The organism is Pseudomonas sp. LBUM1653 (genome assembly GCF_059716115.1).
On the sequence record NZ_CP166803.1, the window covers coordinates 117,501 to 137,329 of the forward strand.

General features: G+C 59.1%; 10 protein-coding genes and 3 rRNA genes (1 of these 13 only partly in view). 10 read left to right on the forward strand and 3 right to left on the reverse strand.

All coding sequences use genetic code 11. The features are described 5' to 3' along the window. The 3 genes from ACA054_RS00575 to rrf (ACA054_RS00585) form a co-directional block, all read left to right on the forward strand. Positions 1 to 2,671: ribosomal RNA gene (locus ACA054_RS00575) — 23S ribosomal RNA — on the forward strand; it begins 223 nt to the left of the window's first position. 170 nt (positions 2,672 to 2,841) lie between these two features. Beyond that, positions 2,842 to 2,957 (forward strand): 5S ribosomal RNA (rrf, locus tag ACA054_RS00580). Positions 2,958 to 3,066: 109 nt separating this feature from the next. Beyond that, positions 3,067 to 3,182, forward strand: a 5S ribosomal RNA gene (gene rrf, locus ACA054_RS00585). 87 nt (positions 3,183 to 3,269) lie between these two features. Here the strand turns inward: rrf (ACA054_RS00585) and ACA054_RS00590 are convergent. Both ACA054_RS00590 and ACA054_RS00595 read right to left on the reverse strand, forming a co-directional pair. After that, on the reverse strand, positions 3,270 to 4,286 hold the full coding sequence (locus ACA054_RS00590; RefSeq protein WP_497690220.1) for a FecR domain-containing protein: 1,017 nt from the start codon (positions 4,284 to 4,286) through the stop codon (positions 3,270 to 3,272). A gap of 172 nt (positions 4,287 to 4,458) precedes the next feature. Continuing rightward, positions 4,459 to 5,166, reverse strand: coding sequence for a GntR family transcriptional regulator (locus ACA054_RS00595; RefSeq protein WP_497687739.1), 708 nt, complete (start codon positions 5,164 to 5,166; stop codon positions 4,459 to 4,461). Between the two features lie 197 nt (positions 5,167 to 5,363). On the opposite strand from ACA054_RS00595, the gene lapG reads away from it, so the two are divergent. Together lapG and lapD are read left to right on the forward strand one after the other, a co-directional pair. Further along, entirely contained in the window at positions 5,364 to 6,059 is a 696-nt protein-coding gene (lapG, locus tag ACA054_RS00600; protein WP_497687740.1) for a cysteine protease LapG, read from the forward strand. 14 nt (positions 6,060 to 6,073) lie between these two features. After that, on the forward strand, positions 6,074 to 8,020 hold the full coding sequence (gene lapD / locus ACA054_RS00605; protein ID WP_497687741.1) for a cyclic di-GMP receptor LapD: 1,947 nt from the start codon (positions 6,074 to 6,076) through the stop codon (positions 8,018 to 8,020). A gap of 75 nt (positions 8,021 to 8,095) precedes the next feature. Here lapD and ACA054_RS00610 read toward each other — a convergent pair whose 3' ends face one another. Then, positions 8,096 to 8,461, reverse strand: coding sequence for a tryptophan synthase subunit beta (locus tag ACA054_RS00610; RefSeq protein ID WP_497687742.1), 366 nt, complete (start codon positions 8,459 to 8,461; stop codon positions 8,096 to 8,098). Between the two features lie 579 nt (positions 8,462 to 9,040). Between ACA054_RS00610 and bcsQ the strand changes: the two genes are divergently transcribed. The 5 genes from bcsQ to ACA054_RS00635 are packed head-to-tail and all read left to right on the forward strand — an operon-like array spanning position 9,041 to position 19,820. Beyond that, positions 9,041 to 10,180 (forward strand): cellulose biosynthesis protein BcsQ, encoded by a 1,140-nt coding sequence (gene bcsQ, locus ACA054_RS00615; RefSeq protein ID WP_497687743.1) that lies wholly within the window; start codon positions 9,041 to 9,043, stop codon positions 10,178 to 10,180. Continuing rightward, positions 10,177 to 12,399 carry a UDP-forming cellulose synthase catalytic subunit gene (bcsA, locus tag ACA054_RS00620; protein WP_497687744.1) on the forward strand — a complete coding sequence of 741 codons (2,223 nt, stop codon included), beginning with the start codon at positions 10,177 to 10,179 and terminating at the stop codon, positions 12,397 to 12,399. The genes bcsQ and bcsA overlap by 4 nt, the downstream gene beginning before the upstream one ends. After that, positions 12,399 to 14,663 (forward strand): cellulose biosynthesis cyclic di-GMP-binding regulatory protein BcsB, encoded by a 2,265-nt coding sequence (bcsB, locus tag ACA054_RS00625; protein WP_497687745.1) that lies wholly within the window; start codon positions 12,399 to 12,401, stop codon positions 14,661 to 14,663. The genes bcsA and bcsB overlap by 1 nt, the downstream gene beginning before the upstream one ends. A 7-nt stretch (positions 14,664 to 14,670) precedes the next feature. After that, positions 14,671 to 15,912, forward strand: coding sequence for a cellulose synthase complex periplasmic endoglucanase BcsZ (gene bcsZ / locus ACA054_RS00630; RefSeq protein ID WP_497687746.1), 1,242 nt, complete (start codon positions 14,671 to 14,673; stop codon positions 15,910 to 15,912). After that, entirely contained in the window at positions 15,888 to 19,820 is a 3,933-nt protein-coding gene (locus ACA054_RS00635; RefSeq protein WP_497687747.1) for a cellulose synthase subunit BcsC-related outer membrane protein, read from the forward strand. Before bcsZ ends, ACA054_RS00635 begins: the two co-directional genes overlap by 25 nt. Positions 19,821 to 19,829 lie beyond the last annotated feature (9 nt).

Genomic DNA, 19,829 nt, shown 5'->3' on the forward strand with positions numbered 1-19,829 from the left:
TCAACCGAGATTCCCTTAGTAGTGGCGAGCGAACGGGGACTAGCCCTTAAGTGGCTTTGAGATTAGCGGAACGCTCTGGAAAGTGCGGCCATAGTGGGTGATAGCCCTGTACGCGAAAATCTCTTAGTCATGAAATCGAGTAGGACGGAGCACGAGAAACTTTGTCTGAATATGGGGGGACCATCCTCCAAGGCTAAATACTACTGACTGACCGATAGTGAACTAGTACCGTGAGGGAAAGGCGAAAAGAACCCCGGAGAGGGGAGTGAAATAGATCCTGAAACCGTATGCGTACAAGCAGTGGGAGCCCACTTTGTTGGGTGACTGCGTACCTTTTGTATAATGGGTCAGCGACTTATTTTCAGTGGCGAGCTTAACCGAATAGGGGAGGCGTAGCGAAAGCGAGTCTTAATAGGGCGTCTAGTCGCTGGGAATAGACCCGAAACCGGGCGATCTATCCATGGGCAGGTTGAAGGTTGGGTAACACTAACTGGAGGACCGAACCGACTACCGTTGAAAAGTTAGCGGATGACCTGTGGATCGGAGTGAAAGGCTAATCAAGCTCGGAGATAGCTGGTTCTCCTCGAAAGCTATTTAGGTAGCGCCTCATGTATCACTGTAGGGGGTAGAGCACTGTTTCGGCTAGGGGGTCATCCCGACTTACCAAACCGATGCAAACTCCGAATACCTACAAGTGCCGAGCATGGGAGACACACGGCGGGTGCTAACGTCCGTCGTGAAAAGGGAAACAACCCAGACCGTCAGCTAAGGTCCCAAAGTTATGGTTAAGTGGGAAACGATGTGGGAAGGCTTAGACAGCTAGGAGGTTGGCTTAGAAGCAGCCACCCTTTAAAGAAAGCGTAATAGCTCACTAGTCGAGTCGGCCTGCGCGGAAGATGTAACGGGGCTCAAACCATACACCGAAGCTACGGGTATCATCTTCGGATGATGCGGTAGAGGAGCGTTCTGTAAGCCTGTGAAGGTGAGTTGAGAAGCTTGCTGGAGGTATCAGAAGTGCGAATGCTGACATGAGTAACGACAATGGGTGTGAAAAACACCCACGCCGAAAGACCAAGGTTTCCTGCGCAACGTTAATCGACGCAGGGTTAGTCGGTCCCTAAGGCGAGGCTGAAAAGCGTAGTCGATGGAAAACAGGTTAATATTCCTGTACTTCTGGTTATTGCGATGGAGGGACGGAGAAGGCTAGGCCAGCTTGGCGTTGGTTGTCCAAGTTTAAGGTGGTAGGCTGGAATCTTAGGTAAATCCGGGATTCTAAGGCCGAGAGCTGATGACGAGTGTTCCTTTGGAACACGAAGTGGTTGATGCCATGCTTCCAAGAAAAGCTTCTAAGCTTCAGGTAACCAGGAACCGTACCCCAAACCGACACAGGTGGTTGGGTAGAGAATACCAAGGCGCTTGAGAGAACTCGGGTGAAGGAACTAGGCAAAATGGCACCGTAACTTCGGGAGAAGGTGCGCCGGTGAGGGTGAAGCATTTACTGCGTAAGCCCACGCCGGTCGAAGATACCAGGCCGCTGCGACTGTTTATTAAAAACACAGCACTCTGCAAACACGAAAGTGGACGTATAGGGTGTGACGCCTGCCCGGTGCCGGAAGGTTAATTGATGGGGTTAGCTAACGCGAAGCTCTTGATCGAAGCCCCGGTAAACGGCGGCCGTAACTATAACGGTCCTAAGGTAGCGAAATTCCTTGTCGGGTAAGTTCCGACCTGCACGAATGGCGTAACGATGGCGGCGCTGTCTCCACCCGAGACTCAGTGAAATTGAAATCGCTGTGAAGATGCAGTGTATCCGCGGCTAGACGGAAAGACCCCGTGAACCTTTACTATAGCTTTGCACTGGACTTTGAATTTGCTTGTGTAGGATAGGTGGGAGGCTTTGAAGCGTGGACGCCAGTTCGCGTGGAGCCAACCTTGAAATACCACCCTGGCAACTTTGAGGTTCTAACTCAGGTCCGTTATCCGGATCGAGGACAGTGTATGGTGGGTAGTTTGACTGGGGCGGTCTCCTCCTAAAGAGTAACGGAGGAGTACGAAGGTGCGCTCAGACCGGTCGGAAATCGGTCGTAGAGTATAAAGGCAAAAGCGCGCTTGACTGCGAGACAGACACGTCGAGCAGGTACGAAAGTAGGTCTTAGTGATCCGGTGGTTCTGTATGGAAGGGCCATCGCTCAACGGATAAAAGGTACTCCGGGGATAACAGGCTGATACCGCCCAAGAGTTCATATCGACGGCGGTGTTTGGCACCTCGATGTCGGCTCATCACATCCTGGGGCTGAAGCCGGTCCCAAGGGTATGGCTGTTCGCCATTTAAAGTGGTACGCGAGCTGGGTTTAGAACGTCGTGAGACAGTTCGGTCCCTATCTGCCGTGGACGTTTGAGATTTGAGAGGGGCTGCTCCTAGTACGAGAGGACCGGAGTGGACGAACCTCTGGTGTTCCGGTTGTCACGCCAGTGGCATTGCCGGGTAGCTATGTTCGGAATAGATAACCGCTGAAAGCATCTAAGCGGGAAACTAGCCTCAAGATGAGATCTCACTGGGACCTTGAGTCCCCTGAAGGGCCGTCGAAGACTACGACGTTGATAGGTTGGGTGTGTAAGCGCTGTGAGGCGTTGAGCTAACCAATACTAATTGCCCGTGAGGCTTGACCATATAACACCCAAGCAATTTGCTGCTCTTAGTTGAAAAGACGAAAGAGGCCAGATTGCGGTGTGTGAAGACGAAACGAACCGAAAGTTCGAGATACTCACAAAGCACCGAAGCTATCACATACCCAATTTGCTGAAGCGAGGCCAACTGGTCACGACTCAGTACCCGAATTTCTTGACGACCATAGAGCATTGGAACCACCTGATCCCATCCCGAACTCAGCAGTGAAACGATGCATCGCCGATGGTAGTGTGGGGTTTCCCCATGTGAGAGTAGGTCATCGTCAAGATTAAATTCCAAAACCCCTATCTGCGCATGCAGGTAGGGGTTTTGTCTTTAAGTAGAAGCATCAAAAATTCGCTGGCACGTCGTTACGGACGGACCGGCACACAGAATTTCTTGACGACCATAGAGCGTTGGAACCACCTGATCCCATCCCGAACTCAGAAGTGAAACGATGCATCGCCGATGGTAGTGTGGGGTTTCCCCATGTGAGAGTAGGTCATCGTCAAGATTGAATTCCGAAACCCCTGTCTGCTTGCGCAGACAGGGGTTTTGTCGTTTTGGGCCTGCCAAAAGCCGTTGACGTAAAAGAAGCTGTTCAGGCCTGCCGTTCCAGCGTTACCCACCAACGTGTGCGATAGCGCAGTTGCACCGGCAGGGTCTGTGGCAGTATGACCAGCAGCTTGTCGGTGTCCTCCAGGCGGTAAACCCCGGACAGTCGCAAGTCGGCTATGTCGGCTGCGCACTTCAGATACCCGTGGCGATATCGCCCGACTTCCTTGATGAAATCCCCCAGCCGCATGTTGCGGGTCACGATCAATCCATCCGCCCAGGCGCCGACATCCATGTCCAGCGGCGGCGTCGGCCGAGCCTGCTGGTGATCGACCAGGTAACTGTTCCCTGCCTGCACGAGAGTCGGCTGGCCATCGGCACCCATTGGAGAATGAATCACCACCAGGCCATTGGTGACACTTAGCCGCGTGCAGTCACCTTCATGTCGCAGGATGAAACGCGCGCCCACGCCTTCATACACGCCGTGGCGACTTTGAACCCGCAATGGCCGGTCGAATGAAGCACCTTCATCGATGCCGCCGCGGGTGACGATGATTTCACCGCGGGTCAATTTGATCAGGCGCTGTTGTGGCGTGTAATCCAGATCTACCGCGCTGTCGGTGTTGAGCTCAAGCCGGGTGCCATCCGGTAGCTGAAAGAAGCGGCGCTCACCCGTGGTGGTGGCGAAGTCGGCACTCCATTGCTGCCAGCCGATGACATCCTTGCCCAGCCACGCGACCGAGCCCATCAGCAATGCACCTGACAGCCACTTCATCGCCTGGCGTCGACCCAATCCCGGGGCGCTGTTTTGCAATGTATTGAAGGCCAGCTGTGCACCGGGTACCGCCCGCAAGTTGTTGCTCAGCTCAGAGTGCAGCGACAGCACCCGCTGCCAGGCCAGCTCGTGATCAGGCCGGGCAGCGCGCCAGATATCGCATTGCTGTCGGAGTTTGGCGTTGGTGGCGTTGTTGCGCAGGCGCAGCAACCAGTGAATGGCTTGTTTGACCACTTGCTGGTGCGGCTCACCGCGTCGGCTCGGCGGCGACAGGTTGTCCACAGGCACTGCAAACTCAGATAAGGGCATGAACGCAAGAGCGTCACAAATGATAATTGGTCGAATTGTTGTCAAGGGATGGGGAATTTGCAACTGGCGTACAACAATCTGGAAATTTATCCGACTTGCTCGCGATAGCGGTGGACCACTGAAGTCACCCTCAGGCCTGCCGCTACCTTTGCTACGAGGTTTTTCTGTTCCTGGCTTCCGGACTGTCGAGGTACCGGGTGATGACCTCAACCCCACGATTGAGATGGTTGACCAGCAACCTCACCGATCCTTCGACATCCCGCGCGTCGGCGGCCCGCCACATGGCCCGGTGATCTTCCTGGGACAACTTGCCCAGGCCCATGGCTTCGAGGTTGAAGCGCAGGAAGCGCTCCTCTTCGTTCAGCCCGTCCTCTACCAGTTTCAGCAACCGGCGATTGGGTGCCTTGCAATAGAGCGACATATGGAAGAGGCGATTGAGCCGGCCGATTTCGGTGTAGTCCTGTTCCGTCTCCAGCTGGTCGATATAACGCGCGGCCTGTTCGAGATCCGCCGCCTCAAGCAACGGGACCGACAGGCGCAGGGCTTCGGACTCCAGTAGAATCCGCAGGGCATAGGTTTCCACTGCATCGCCCTGGACCAGCGGCGCGACCACAGCGCCTTTATGGGCGATCACGTGGAGCAATGCCTGAGCTTCAAGTTGGCGCAACGCTTCGCGCACAGGCATGCGGCTGACACCGAAGAGATCGGCCAGGTCTTGCTGGCGCAGGGCGAAGCCACACGGCAGGCGACCGTCCAGGATTGCCGCGCGCAAGGTTTCTTCGATAACCCCGCGCGCCAAGTGGGCCGCGATGGGACCGTTGACCTTGATGCTGCTGAGAGGGTTGGGTTTTTGTGTCACTACGACGCACCCTGATTGACTGAGTTATTTTTGGATCCAACTGACACTAGTGACTGCCTGAAATCTTGTCAAACGATCAGCACAGTGCCCTGTTACAAGTTTAGCGCGCCATCGCTGATCTCACTGTGCCATTGTTTTTTGCCGTACTAACCTACACCATCACCCGACTTCCAACTGCCTACCCTGGATGCCTCGCATTGGCGGCACGTTTTTTCCCGATTCCACGGATGCTGCGCTGGCTGTCCTGCGCATTGCTGCTGGCCGGTGTGATGCTGGGCGGGCTGCACGCCGATTGGGATTTTTCCCTGATCAGTCGTCGGGCGCAGGCATTGTACGGACCTTTGGGCGCAGGTCAGCAGCGCATAGATGATTGGCAGCATTTGCTGGCCAGCCAGAAGCAGCTCGGCGAGCTGGAACAGTTGAACGCGGTCAACCGGTTCTTCAACAAGCAGGTGCGCTACGTCGAAGACGTCGATTTGTGGCAGCGGGTCGATTATTGGGAAACCCCAATCGAAGCGCTGTGGAAAGGTGCCGGCGACTGCGAAGATTACGCTATCGCCAAGTATTTCAGCCTGCGCCACCTTGGCGTTTCCAGTGACAAACTACGCATTACCTACGTCAAGGCCCTGCGTCTGAACCGGGCGCACATGGTGTTGACCTACTATTCGAGTCCAGAGGCGATGCCGCTGGTCCTCGACAGCCTGATCGACACCATCCAGCCCGCCAGCCAACGAACGGATTTGCTTCCGGTCTACTCCTTCAATGCAGAAGGTCTGTACTTGCCCGGTGCCAAGGGTAACAAGAAGGTCGGTGATACCAAGCGCCTGTCTCGTTGGCAGGATGTGCTGAAAAAAATGCAGGCCGAAGGTTTTCCGATCGAGACGACTAACTAGGAGCTCACGCTCAGATGTCTTTGTTCAAACAACTGTTGATCGCTATCTGTCTGTTCCTGGTGGTCGCCTTCACCGGCAGCTTCATGGTTAGCCTGGAAAGTTCGCGCACCCAGTATGTCAACCAGTTGCGTTCTCACGCCCAGGATGGCGCGACGGCACTGGCGGTGTCCCTGACGCCGAACATCGACGATCCGGCGATGGTCGAGTTGCTGGTCAGCTCGCTATTCGACAGCGGCTATTACGCGAGCATCCGCGTGGTCGACGTGAGCGACGACAAAGTCATCGTCGAGCGCAGCGGTATTCCTACGGCCAACAATGTACCGGACTGGTTCATCAAGCTGATCGGCCTGGAAGCGGCCGGTGGCGATGCGATCGTCAGCCGTGGTTGGGAACAGGCCGCGCGGGTCGAGGTGATCAGCCACCCGATGTTTGCCTTGGCCAAGCTTTGGCAGAGTGCGCTGGGCAGTCTCGGTTGGCTTCTGCTGTGTGGCGCGGTGAGCGCCGCATTGGGTGCGTTGCTGCTGCGCCGGCAACTGAAGCCGCTGGATTACATGGTCCAGCAGTCCCAAGCCATTGCCCGCCGGGAATTCCTCAGCCTGCCGGATTTGCCGCGTACGCCCGAATTGCGCCGTGTCGTTCAAGCGATGAACCAGATGGTCGAGAAGCTCAAGGCACTGTTTCAGGAACAGGCTGAGCGCAGTGAAAAACTGCGGGTCGAGTCTTATCAGGACAACCTGACAGGGCTGGCGAACCGTCGTTATTTTGAGATGCAGTTGAACGCACGGGTGAGCAACACCGAGCAGGCCAGCTCGGGTTATCTGCTGTTGCTGCGGATCAATGATCTGGCGGGTTTGAACCAGCGCCTGGGTAGTCAACGCACCGATGAGTTGTTGAAGGCGGTCGGGCTGCAGTTATCTCGTGAGTGCGCCAAGTACCCGGAAACGCAAAACCTCGTTACACGGATTCGGGGCGGTGAATTTGCCGTTCTGGCGCCAGGGCTAGTGCGTGAGGAAGCCATGCAACTGGCTCAGCACCTCCACATCGCCCTGGCCAGCCTGCATGCGACCGGCGCCACGGACGTAGCCTCGGTGGCGGCGATCGGGCTGGCGCCGTTCATTCATGGCGATGCCCCGCAAGCGGTGCTCGGATTGGCCGATCAGGCATTGGCGCAGGCCGAAGGGGAGACCGATACGCACTGGGTGTGCCTGGATCGCAGTGCCCTGGCCGATGTCGGCGACGACCATCATGCCTGGCACAAACTGCTGGACCAGGCGCTGAACCAGCGGCGATTCAAACTGTATTTTCAACCGGTGGTGGCCAGTCAGGACATGCAACTGGTACTGCACCACAAGGTGCTTTCCCGCCTGATCGACGACCAGGGCCAGAGCATCCCTGCCGGACGTTTCTTGCCGTGGCTGGAGCGGTTCGGCTGGGCGGCGCGACTGGACCGGCTGATGCTGGAGCTGGTACTGGAGCAGATGGGCGATCACGAGGAGTCACTGGCACTGAACCTGTCATCGGCGACCCTGGAAGACCCGAAAGCGTTGAATGCCCTCCTCGAGACACTGCGTTCGCACTCCAATCTGGGGCCGCGGCTGACCCTGGAAATCGGCGAAGAGCAATTGCCGGAGCAAGCCATGCTCGAAGACCTGACGCGACGTTTGCGCGAGCTCGGGTTCTCGTTGAGCCTGCAGCATTTCGGTGGGCGCTTCAGCATCATCGGTAATCTGGCGAGGCTGGGGTTGGCGTACCTGAAGATCGACGGCAGCTACATCCGCGCGATTGATCAGGAGAGCGACAAACGCCTGTTTATCGAAGCCGTCCAGCGTGCGGCTCATAGTATTGATCTGCCGTTGATTGCTGAGCGGGTCGAGACTGAAGGGGAGTTGGCGGTGATTCGCGAGATGGGGGTGTACGGCATTCAGGGGCGGTTAGTGGGTGAGCCCAAGCCTTGGGAATAGGGTAGTCGCAAGGGTTGCAGCCTTCGCACACCTGTAATTGCCGAAGGCTGGGATTTTTTTGCTATTTCCCGGACTTCAGATAAACCCTTCCTCCTCATCCTCAACCAGACTGCTCAACCCACCCAACGCCTCACGCGCCTGGAAGCGGTCCATGAGTTTGGTCTGCGCGGGCTCTGGCAAGTCAGTGACGAGGATCACGCCTTTGCTGATCAGCACGGCGATCAGGTCGTCGAGTACCCGGATCATTTCCAGGTCACTCTGGCGCAGTTGTTTGAGCTGTTTGATCTGCAGCAGCTGTTTATGGCTGGTGGCCATGACTTCATTGGCGAACCAGGCCTGCAGATCTGGGTGGTTGGCCGGCAGCGTTTCCGTGGATTCGGCGTAGGCATCGGCTTCGACGCGCATCAGTTGGCCGTCTGTACTGCGTTGCACGTAGAACATCAAGCATCCCTCAAAAGTGAACGGCGTCATGCTGTCTGCAGCATAGTCAACATCGCGCCAGTAAAGGGCTTTCGTCACATCTTTGGCGCCAACAGTTGTACTTGCCGTCGTCGAGGGCAGGTCATACCGGCCAGATCATCGACAAGTAAGAAATAAGATATTGATTTAGAACATATATGTTTGAGTTCGAAGCAAACATGCCTGTAACGATAGTCTATGGTCCGTGAATTGCTTTGCTTAGTTGGCAATTAGTTGCAGGTTGCCGTCCATCTACCGGGCTGCCATCTGGCGTAAATCATGTGCGCCACCGGCAGTGCTTGCTGGATAATCGCGCGCCGCCGTTCAAGGGCCCGTATTTAGTTGCTTGCGTTGCAATTCGGCTGTCGGGATTGCGCAGGATGCGCCAAATAAAGAAAGCATTCTTTCGTCAATTTTATGGCGATAAAAAAGGTTTTTTTAATTGCGTTCAACTATTACAATTACGCCGTTCAAAATATTGACGATGTCATTTTAATGGCTGCCTCGATGAACCCTCGAGCTACGTGCTCCCTTATGTGCCAGCGCCTCGGATAGTCTTTTATGAATCGTACAGACGATATATCGAACCTATTCAACAGGTTCGGGGCAAGTGCGGACAGTTATCTCGAGTTCGGCAGCCATTTCGACTACAAGGAAAAGCCTTTGACTTTGGTGCCGGCTGCGCCAGAGCCTGCGTCTGTAGTCGAAGTCGTTCAGCGGGTTGATCAAAGCGTTAGCGCTGCGGCCGATACCACGAATGGCGTCAAGGAGTCGTCGGTGCACGCTGAGGTCCCTGAGCTTGCTGCACCGCTTCGCCATTTGCTGGCCGAAGTCGCGTTGGCACGTCAGGCCGAAGCGCAAGCGCGTAATGAAGAGGCACTGCGCCAGACGCTGCCCCATGGTCGTCCGGCCAAGATCAAGGCGCAAGTCATTGCTGTGGTATCGGCCAAGGGTGGCGTTGGCAAAAGCACGCTCGCCTCTGCGCTGACCACCGCGTTGCGTCTGGAGGGCGGGCAGACACTGGCCATTGACCTCGATCCGCAAAACGCCCTGCAACATCACTTGGGTGCCGAGCCGGATGTGGCAGGAATGGCCTACGCCAGCCTCAAGGGTGAAAATTGGAAGTCACTGCTGTTGGCTGGCTCTGCGGGTTCGTTGATGCTGCCCTACGGCTCGGTGACCGAGGACGAGCGCCGTACGCTGGAGCGCTATCTGGAAAACGATCGTTATTGGCTGGCCAGCCAGTTGGCGAGCATGGACCTGTGCGAAAACGATGTGGTAATTCTCGACACGCCACCGGGTCGCACAGCCTACCTGACGCAGGCCTTGATGGTGGCGGACCAGGTGCTGGTCGTGGCGACCGCCGATGCGGCGTGTTTCGTCACGCTGGACCAGATGGAGCGTTTGCTGGCAGAACGCGGGGCTCGGGACCAGGCGCCGCTCTGTAATTATGTGATCAATCAGTTCGACAGCGATCGCCTGTTCTGCCTGGATATGCACGAAGTGCTCAAGCGCCGCCTCAGCTCGCGGCTACTAGGTGTCGTGGCGCTCGATCATGCCATTGGCGAAGCCTTGGCCTATGGTCAAAACCCGCTGTTGCAGGCCGAGTCGTCCCAGGCTTGCCGCGACATGCTGATGCTGAGTGACAGGCTCAAGACGCAGTTGAAAGCCATGATCGTTGCAGAGTCATACGCCTCGTGATCAACACCTCCGCTCCAGATACGACCGACCCAACCCGTTCGCAGCGCTGGACTCAATCGCTCTCCGAGCTCGTGGACAGCCTGCCAGCGGCGTTGCGTCGGGCGCTGACGGTCAGCGTGACGCTGTTCTGCGGCCTGTTGGCGCTGTTCATCATTACGGTACCGTTCGAATTATATTCGCAGTGCGCTTTCGCCCTCGGCTGCTTTATTGCGGCGATGGTGCTGCGCAAGATTCCCGGGCGCCTGACCGTGCTGATGCTCATCGGGCTGTCGTTGACCGCTTCCCTGCGCTACATGTACTGGCGACTCACCTCCACCCTCGGTTTCGAGGGCTGGGTCGACATGCTGTTCGGCTACGGCTTGGTCCTGGCCGAGTTGTACGCGATGATCGTGCTGGTGTTCGGATACCTGCAAACCGCCTGGCCCTTGCGCCGCAAACCGGTACTGATGAGCGGGCCGCCGAGCGAATGGCCAACGGTCGATGTCTTCATCCCGTCGTACAACGAAACCCTCGACATTGTGAAAGTCACCATTTTCGCGGCCCAAGCCATCGATTGGCCGCAGGATAAACTGCGCGTGCACGTACTGGACGACGGCCGCCGTGAAGACTTCCGCGAGTTCTGCGAACAGATCGGCGTGGGTTACATCGTTCGAGACAACAACCGTCACGCCAAGGCCGGCAACCTGAACGAAGCACTCAAGGTCACCAGTGGCGAGTTCGTGACGATTTTCGACGCTGACCACGTGCCGACCCGTTCATTCCTTCAGGTATGTGTCGGCTGGTTCATCAAGGACCCGAAGTTGGCGATGCTGCAAACGCCGCACTTTTTCTTCTCGCCCGACCCGTTTGAGAAAAACCTCAATACGTTCCGCTCCGTGCCGAACGAAGGCGAGTTGTTCTACGGCCTGGTGCAGGACGGCAACGACCTGTGGAACGCGACGTTTTTCTGCGGCTCCTGTGCCGTGATCCGTCGTGCACCGTTGCTGGAAATCGGTGGCGTTGCCGTCGAGACCGTGACCGAAGACGCCCACACCGCGCTCAAACTGAACCGCGCCGGCTACAACACTGCGTACCTGGCCATTCCCCAAGCGGCGGGCCTGGCGACCGAAAGCCTGTCGCGGCACATCAGCCAGCGGATTCGCTGGGCACGTGGCATGGCGCAGATATTCCGCACGGACAACCCCCTGTTCGGCAAAGGTCTGAACCTGGGTCAGCGCCTGTGCTACCTGAACGCGATGCTGCACTTTTTCTACGGATTGCCGCGCCTGGCCTTTCTCACCGCGCCGCTGGCGTTCCTGTTTTTCGATGCGCAGATTTTCCACGCCTCGGCGCTGATGATCACCGCTTACGTATTGCCGCACATTCTTCACGCCAGCCTGACCAACTCCAGCATCCAGGGGCGGTTCCGCCACTCGTTCTGGAACGAGGTCTACGAGACGGTATTGGCCTGGTACATCATGGGCCCGGTGCTGATGGCGCTGGTCAACCCCAAGTTCGGTGGCTTCAACGTGACCGACAAGGGTGGCGTGATCGACAAGAAATATTTTGAGTGGAAATTGGCACGCCCGTACATCGTGCTGCTGACCTTGAACGCTGCCGGTCTGATCTATGGCGTGGTGCGCCTGATGGAGGGTGCCGAGGGCGCCACCACCACGATCCTGATCAACCTGGCGTGGACCGTCTACAACCTCATCATCACCAGTGCCTCGGTGGCGGTGGCCAGTGAAACCCGCCAGGTGCGTTCCGAACCACGGGTGGCGGCGGCCTTGCCGATGCGCCTGACTCGTGCCGATGGCACCGTGATCGAAGGCGTGACCCAGGACTTCTCGCAAAAAGGCCTGGGGTTCTGTTTGCCGGAAGGCATCGAGATTCCCAAAGGCGAGCGGGTACAGATTTCGCTGTTCCGCAATCAACAGCTGAGTGTGTTCCCGGCCGTCATTGTGTTCAGTCGCGAGGGGTTGTTGGGTGCGCAGTTCGATCAGTTGACCTTGCGTCAGCAAAGCGAGCTGATTCGCCTGACATTCTCCCGCGCCGACACTTGGGCATCGACGTGGGGCAATGGCCAGGTCGATACACCGTTGACCGCCTTGCGTGATGTCAGCGGCATTGGTCTTCGCGGTATCTACGAACTCTTCAAAGCAACGGTCATGGAAGTGCGGAACCTTTTCCGTCGTCGCCACGTCTCCCCGTCCACCCTGGAAAACGTTTTGGACAAGTGATGAACTCGAAGTCTTTCGCTTTCGGTAGCCTGCGCGCGTCGCGCCGCGCCCTGGTACGCATGACGTGCGCCTTGCTGGCAATGGGTGGTGGCGCAGCGGCATTCGCCGAAACCGCGCCGGTGCCAGGCGCCAGCAGCTACAGCGTGACGCTCAAGCAACTGGGCCGCAATTATCCGATGAGCCTGCGCGGCGTGGAGTCCACCGATAGTGTCAACTTCGATGTGCGCGCCGATTCCATCGTGACCGGCGCCAAGCTGAAGTTGCAGTACACCTATTCGCCGGCTTTGCTGGCCGAACTGTCGCAGATCAACGTCATCGTCAACGATGAAGTGGCCGCGAGCTTGCCATTGCCCAAGGAAGACGCCGGGCAATTGCAAAACCGGGAAGTCAGCATTCCGCCGCAGCTGATCACCGAATTCAACCGCTTGAGCCTGCAATTCGTCGGTCACTACACCATGAGTTGCGAAGACCCGACGCACTCCAGCCTGTGGGCGAAGATCAGCAACGCCACCGAGCTGAGCATCGAAGTGTCGCCGCTGGTGCTGCCGAACGATTTGTCGATCATGCCGCTGCCGTTCTTCGATCGCCGCGATGCGCGCACGTTGGGCCTGCCGTTCGTGTTCGCCACCGCGCCTGACAACACCACCCTGGAAGCGGCCGGTGCCCTGTCATCGTGGTTCGGTGCCCAGGCCAGTTATCGCGGTGCCAAGTTCTCTACGCACATCAACCAGATCCCCGCCCAAGGCAACGCCGTGTTGCTGCTCAGCGGTCCCGAAGCGCTGCAAATCGGCGGTTTGAGCCTGCCGGCGGCCAAGGGCCCGACCCTGAGCGTGATGACCAATCCTAACGACGCCACTGGCAAGTTGCTGGTGATCAGCGGTCGCGACGCCGCCGAACTGAAGACGGCCACCACCGCATTGGTGCTGGGCAGTCAAGCCCTGTCGGGCAGCAGCGTGGTGATCGACCGACTCGACACCGTGCAACCGCGCAAGCCTTACGATGCCCCGAACTGGTTGCCGAGCGATCGTCCGGTCAAACTCGGCGAGCTGCTGCCGGCCAAACAATTCAACGTGTCGGGCTACAACCCGGGCGACATCACCGTGCCGCTGAACTTTCCGCCAGACTTGTTCACCTGGCGTGATCAAGGTGCGCCGCTGAATGTGAAATACCGCTACACACCCCAGGAGAAATCGAGCAACTCGTCGTTCATCGTCAGCTTCAACGATGGCCTGATCCAGTCGCAGAACCTGCTGCCTCAGGACAAGCTCGAAAACAGTGTGTTGAAAGCCCTGAAGGTCAACGACGACACACTGAACCGCGAAACCCGCGTGCGCCTGCCGTTGAACTCGGTGGCCCTGCAATCGCGCCTGCAACTGCGCTTCATGTTCGACTACATCAAGCAGGGCGAATGTGGTGACATCATCATCGACAACATGCGCGGCAGCGTCGATCCGGAATCGACCCTGGACCTGACCGGCTACGACCACTTCATGGCCATGCCGAACCTCGGCGTGTTCAAGGACGCGGGCTTCCCCTTCACTCGTCTGGCTGACCTTTCGCAGACCGCCGTGGTGCTGCCGGACAACGCCGGCGCTGCCGAGCTGGATGCGTACCTGACGGTGCTCGGCCGCTTCGGCCAGTCCACCGGATATCCGGCCACTGGTGTGCTGGTGATTCAGGCGGCGCAGGTCCAGACGGCGGCGGATAAAGACTTGCTGGTGTTTGCTGCTGGCAACAACCAGCCATTGCTGACCCAGTGGGCCGATCGCCTGCCGGCTGCCGATATCGGCGACCAGCAAAGCTTCCACCTGTCCGACCTGCCGATGCGCGTTCGTGACTGGTTCAGCCCCGATCCTGAGGCGAACCAGCGCAAGGCTCGCCTGGCCATGGCCTTCTCCGGTGGTGCGCGCAGCACGTACCTGACCGGTTTCGAATCGCCGCTCAAAAGTGGCCGCAGCGTAGTGGTGATCGCCAGCGGCCAGCCGCACGGCCTGGCTGATGCAACCAATGCCTTGATCGGTGGCGAGGATTACACCCAGTCGATCCAGGGCAGTCTGGTGGTGGTGCGCGGCAAAACCATCGAGCCTCTGGTGGCGGATGAGCAGTATTACGTCGGCGAACTCGGCCCGGTCAAACGCCTGGAATGGATGCTGTCGCGCCACGTCGGTCTGACGCTGCTGCTGACCGGCCTGGGTGTGGTGCTGCTCAGCTGCCTGGCCTATTTGTCGCTGCGTTCCCGCGCCAAACAGCGGTTGGGCAACTGAGATCGCCATGAAAAACCACGGGACACGCGGATGCAATTCTGCCCTAGAGCGCCGCTGGCGCCGGGCCGTACTTTGGCTGGCCGGCACACTGGCGACCTTGAGCCTGACACCGGCCATGGCTGACCAGGCGGCGTGCAAAAGCGTCGACTGGCCGCTGTGGCAAACCTACGCCACGCGTTTCGTGCAAAACGACGGTCGCATGCTGGAATCCAGCGTCGAAGCCAATCACAGCACCTCCGAAGGTCAGTCCTACGGCATGCTGTTTGCGCTGATCGGCAACGACCGTGAGCGTTTCGATGCGCTATGGAAATGGACCGCTGCCAACATGGCTGGTGCCGATGTCAGCAATCGTCTGCCGGGCTGGCTGTGGGGACAGGGCAAGGACGGTAAATGGCAATTGCAGGACGCCAACTCGGCGTCCGATTCGGACCTGTGGATCGCCTACTCGCTGCTCGAATCGGCGCGGCTGTGGCAGCGTCCGGACTACCGCGAAGATGCCCTGCGCCTGCTCAAGAACATCGAAACCCGGTTGGTGGTGAGCCTGCCGGGCCTGGGCAAAATGGTCCTGCCAGGGCCCGAAGGCTTCACTCAGCCCGATCACCTGTGGCGCCTGAACCCGAGTTATCTGCCACTGCCGTTGCTGCGTCGGCTGGCCAAGGAAGCGCCTACCGGGCCGTGGAAAGAGATCGCCGAAAACACCGTGAAAATGGTCAGCGCTTCCAGCCCGAAAGGTTATGTGGCGGACTGGATCGGTTATCGTGCGACCGCACCCAAGGCTGGCCTGTTTGTGGTCGATCCGGTCAAGGGTGAGCTGGGCAGTTATGACGCGATTCGCGTCTATCTGTGGGCTGGAATGACGCCCAAATCCGACCCTTTGGCTGCTCCGCTGCTGGCACGCCTGGACGGCATGTCGAACAGCACCGCGTCCACCGGTATTCCACCGGAAAAGGTTCAGGTCATCAGCGGTGCGCTCGAAGGGCAGGGCCCGTTCGGATACTCTGCGGCGCTGATTCCCTACTTCCTGGCCAAGGGGCAACCCTGGCTGGCCGAGCAGCAGCAGCGTCGGGCCGAAACGGCCTTGAACGTGGCGCTGGCCAAAGCGGATGGCGAACGTGCCGAACCGCTGTACTACAACGCCATGCTTAGTCTGTTCGCACTGGGCTGGGCTGAAAAACGCTATCAGTTTCGTGATGACGGAACGCTCAAACTGACTTGGGAGACGTCATGCACCCGCGCCGTCACACGCTAGCCATCGGTATGCTTGCCGCGCTTATCGGCACCGCTGCCCACGCCGAAACCAACGACGCACAAACGCGTCTGGTGGAGCAGGGCCAATACTGGCAGAGCCGGGATAATGCTGCGCGTGCGGCAGAAGCCTGGGAAAAGGTACTGCGTCTGGACCCCAACCAGATCGATGCGCTGTACGGCATGGGGCTGATCGGCGTCAAACAGAACAAACCGGAACAGGCGCAACAGTATCTGGTGCGCTTGCAGGCATTGTCGCCACGCCCCTGGCAGGCGGCGCAACTGGAGCAGGACATCGCCCTGAGCGACCCGCAGAACATTGCCCTGCTGGATGAGGCACGGCGCCTGGCCGACGGCGACCAGCGTGACCAAGCCACCGAAGTGTTCCGCCAGCTGTTTGCCGGGCGCACGCCTGAAGGCAAGATCGGTCGCGAGTTCTACACCAACCTGGCGTTCAATGACGCCGGCTGGCCCGAGGCGCGCAAAGGCCTTGAGCGCTTGCTGCGCGAAACGCCGAACGACTCGATTGTCGCGCTGTTCCTGGCCAAGCACCTGGTGCGCCACGAAGAAAGCCGCCCGGAAGGCATCAGGGCACTGGCCAAACTTTCGACCCGTGCCGACATTGCCGGTGACGCCGATCAGAGCTGGCGCCTGGCGCTGGTGTGGATGGGGCCGCCGAACGCTTCGCAAGTGTCATTGTTCGATGACTTCCTCAAAGTGCATCCCGACGATCAGGAAATCCGTGATCTGCTCAACAAAGGCAAGTCGCAGTCGACCACCGCCGGTGCACCGGCATGGCAGCAAGATCCGTTGGTGGCGCGTGGACTGCAAGCGCTGGAGAAGGGCGATCAATCTGGCGCCGAACAGGCATTTGCCGCCCGCCTGAAAACCAAACCCGACGATGCCGATGCCCTCGGGGGCCTCGGCGTGGTACGCCAGCAACAAAACCGTTTCGGCGAAGCCGAGCAACTGCTCAACCGCGCCATCGTCAATGGCGGCACACGCTGGAAGCCGGCGCTGGACAACGTGCGCTATTGGGCATTGCTGCAACAGGCCCGCGACCAGGCCAGGACGCAGCCGGCCAAGGCGCAAGAGAGCATTGCACAGGCCATGCGCTTAAACCCGAGAGGAATAGACGCGCGTCTGGCCCTGGCCGACATTCAGGCCCAGGCCGGGCAACTGGACGCCGCCCAGGCCAACTATCGCCAGGTGCTGAGCGTACAGCGCGGCAATCCGCAGGCCGTGCAGGGGCTGGTCAATGTGCTGGCGCAAACCGGTCAGGCCGATGAAGCGCTGCGCCTGCTCGACACCTTGACTGCGGCCCAGCAGGCCGAAATGGGTGGCGGCGCACGTCTGCGGGCCTTGCGCTCTACGCAAGCGGCCAAACTCGCCGAACAGCGCGGTGATAACCGCGCTGCACAGCAAGCCCTGGCGCAAGCGGTGCAAGACGACCCGGATAACGTCTGGACCCGTTTCGATCTGTCGCGCCTGTACCTCAAGGCCGGCGAACCGCAAAAGGCTCGGGACCTGATCGACAGCTATCTGAAAAACCATCCGACCAACATCGATGCGCTGTACACCAGCGCCTTGCTCTCGGTGGAGATGGAGCAGTGGAGCGCCGCGCAAGCGTCCATCGCCCGCATTCCGGCCGAACGTCGTACGGCGGACATGAATCAGTTGGCTGACCAGATCACCCTGACGGTGCAAATCAAACTGGCGGCGAGTATCGCCAAGCGTGGCCAGCGTCAGGAAGCCCTGGCCTTGCTCGACCGCTTGCAACCGGTGGCCAGCCGCAGCCCTGACGGCATGGCGACCCTGGCCGCAGCCTATGTGGATGCCGGTGATTCGGCACACGCGCAACAGATGATGCGAGACGTCATTGCGCAGACGCCGACGCCGTCCGCGGACCTGATGCTGCAATACGCCAACCTGCTGCTCAAGACCGGCGATGATGCACAGGTCAACTCGATCCTGCGCGGCTTGCAAAACCAGCCGATGAGCGTGGCCACGCGCAAACGCTTTGATGACGCGCTCTATCAGTACCGTATTCGCCAGGCCGATATCCTGCGCGAAAACGGCGACCTGGCCGCAGCCTATGACACCCTGGCGCCAGCCCTGGCTTCGCGCCCGGGGGATGCGGGTGCTGTCTCGGCACTGGCGCGCATGTACGCCAGCAATGGCGACAATGCCAAGGCGTTTGAACTGTACAAGCCGTTGTTGCAGCGTCAGCCCAACGATCCACAGATTTTGCTCAATGCCGCTGATGCGGCGGTTCAGGCCCACGACAACGGCTTCGCCGATCGGGCGCTGCAACAGTTCCTCAAACTGGAAACCTACGATCCGCAATCGCTTACCGAAGCCGCGCGGATCTACCGCAGCATGGGCAAGTCCAGCCAGGCCACCGAGCTGCTGCGCAAGGCGGTTGCCATTGAGCAGAACGAACAGAAACGCAGCCTGACGGCCCAGGCCAACAGCCTCAACGTCGCGCCGAATCCCTTTGTGGGCTTGCCGGGCCAGCGCAATCAAGTGAGCCGCGTACCGGTGGATACCATTCCGGCACCGGCCCAGGCGCAGCTTGAAGCCGCCGCGCCGGCCATGGTTGCCAACATTGACGCACTGCCGGCCGATGCCTATCCGGGGCAAGCCCAGCCACGCATGGCAGCGCCGAGTGCGGGGCGCCAGGCGTTGCCGGCGGAGCGTTTTGCCGCTGCCGGCGGTAACCCGTTCGCGCCACAGGGCACGGTCAACGTTGCGGTGGATCAAGCCAGTTCCGCCCAGCGTGCGCTCGACAATATCCTGCAGGAGCGCAGTGGTTATGTGACCCAGGGCGTGACCATTCGCAGCAACGACAGCGAGTCGGGTCTGAGCAAAATGACCGATGTTGAAACGCCGTTGGAGATCAACATCCCGGCTGGAGAGAACCGCTACGCCGTGCGTGTGACCCCGGTGTCGCTGAATGCCGGCAGTGTCGGTAGCGACTCCGCGACTCGCTTTGGCGGGGGAGGGGCGTCGCCGGATGGTGCCGGTTCCCAGCGTGATAAAGGTGTTGGCTTGAGCGTGGCCTATGCCCGTCCGGATGAAGGCATCAAGGCTGATCTCGGCACCACGCCAATCGGCTTCAAGTACAGCACCGCTGCCGGTGGCGTGAGTGTGGATCGGCCGTTTGCCGACAACTCCAACGTGCGTTATGGCGTCAACGTGTCGCGACGTCCGGTGACGGACAGCGTGACCTCATTCGCCGGTACCACTGACGAGCGCACCGGCCAATCGTGGGGCGGCGTGACGGCCAACGGCGCCCGCGCTCAGCTCAGCTACGACGATCAACAGGTCGGCTCCTACGGATACGGTTCGTGGCACAAGTTGCTCGGCCACAACGTCGAATCCAACAGTCGCACTGAACTGGGCGGCGGCGTGTATTGGTATCTGCACAACGCCGAAGACAGCAAGCTGACCCTCGGCCTGAGTGCCACCGGCCTGAGCTTCGAGAACAACCAGGACTTCTTCACCTACGGCCACGGCGGCTACTTCAGCCCGCAAAGCTACTTCGCCTTGGGCGTGCCTGTGACCTGGGCGCAGCGCGGCGACCGGTTCTCCTATCAGGTCAAAGGCTCGGTGGGCGTTCAGTACTTCGACCAGGACGCGGCGGATTACTTCCCGAACGATAAAGACCTGCAGGCCGCCAACAACCAGCGCTACAAAGGCCAGAGCAAGACCGGCGTGGGCTACAGCCTCAGTGGTGCTGGCGAATACAAATTTGGTTCGAACTTCTTCCTCGGCGGCAATCTCGGCCTGGACAACGCTCAGGACTACAAGCAATTCACGGGGGCAATGTACCTGCGTTACATGTTCGAAGACATGAACGGCGCGATGGAACTGCCGGTCAGCCCCTACCGTTCCCCTTATTCAAACTGATTCCTGGAG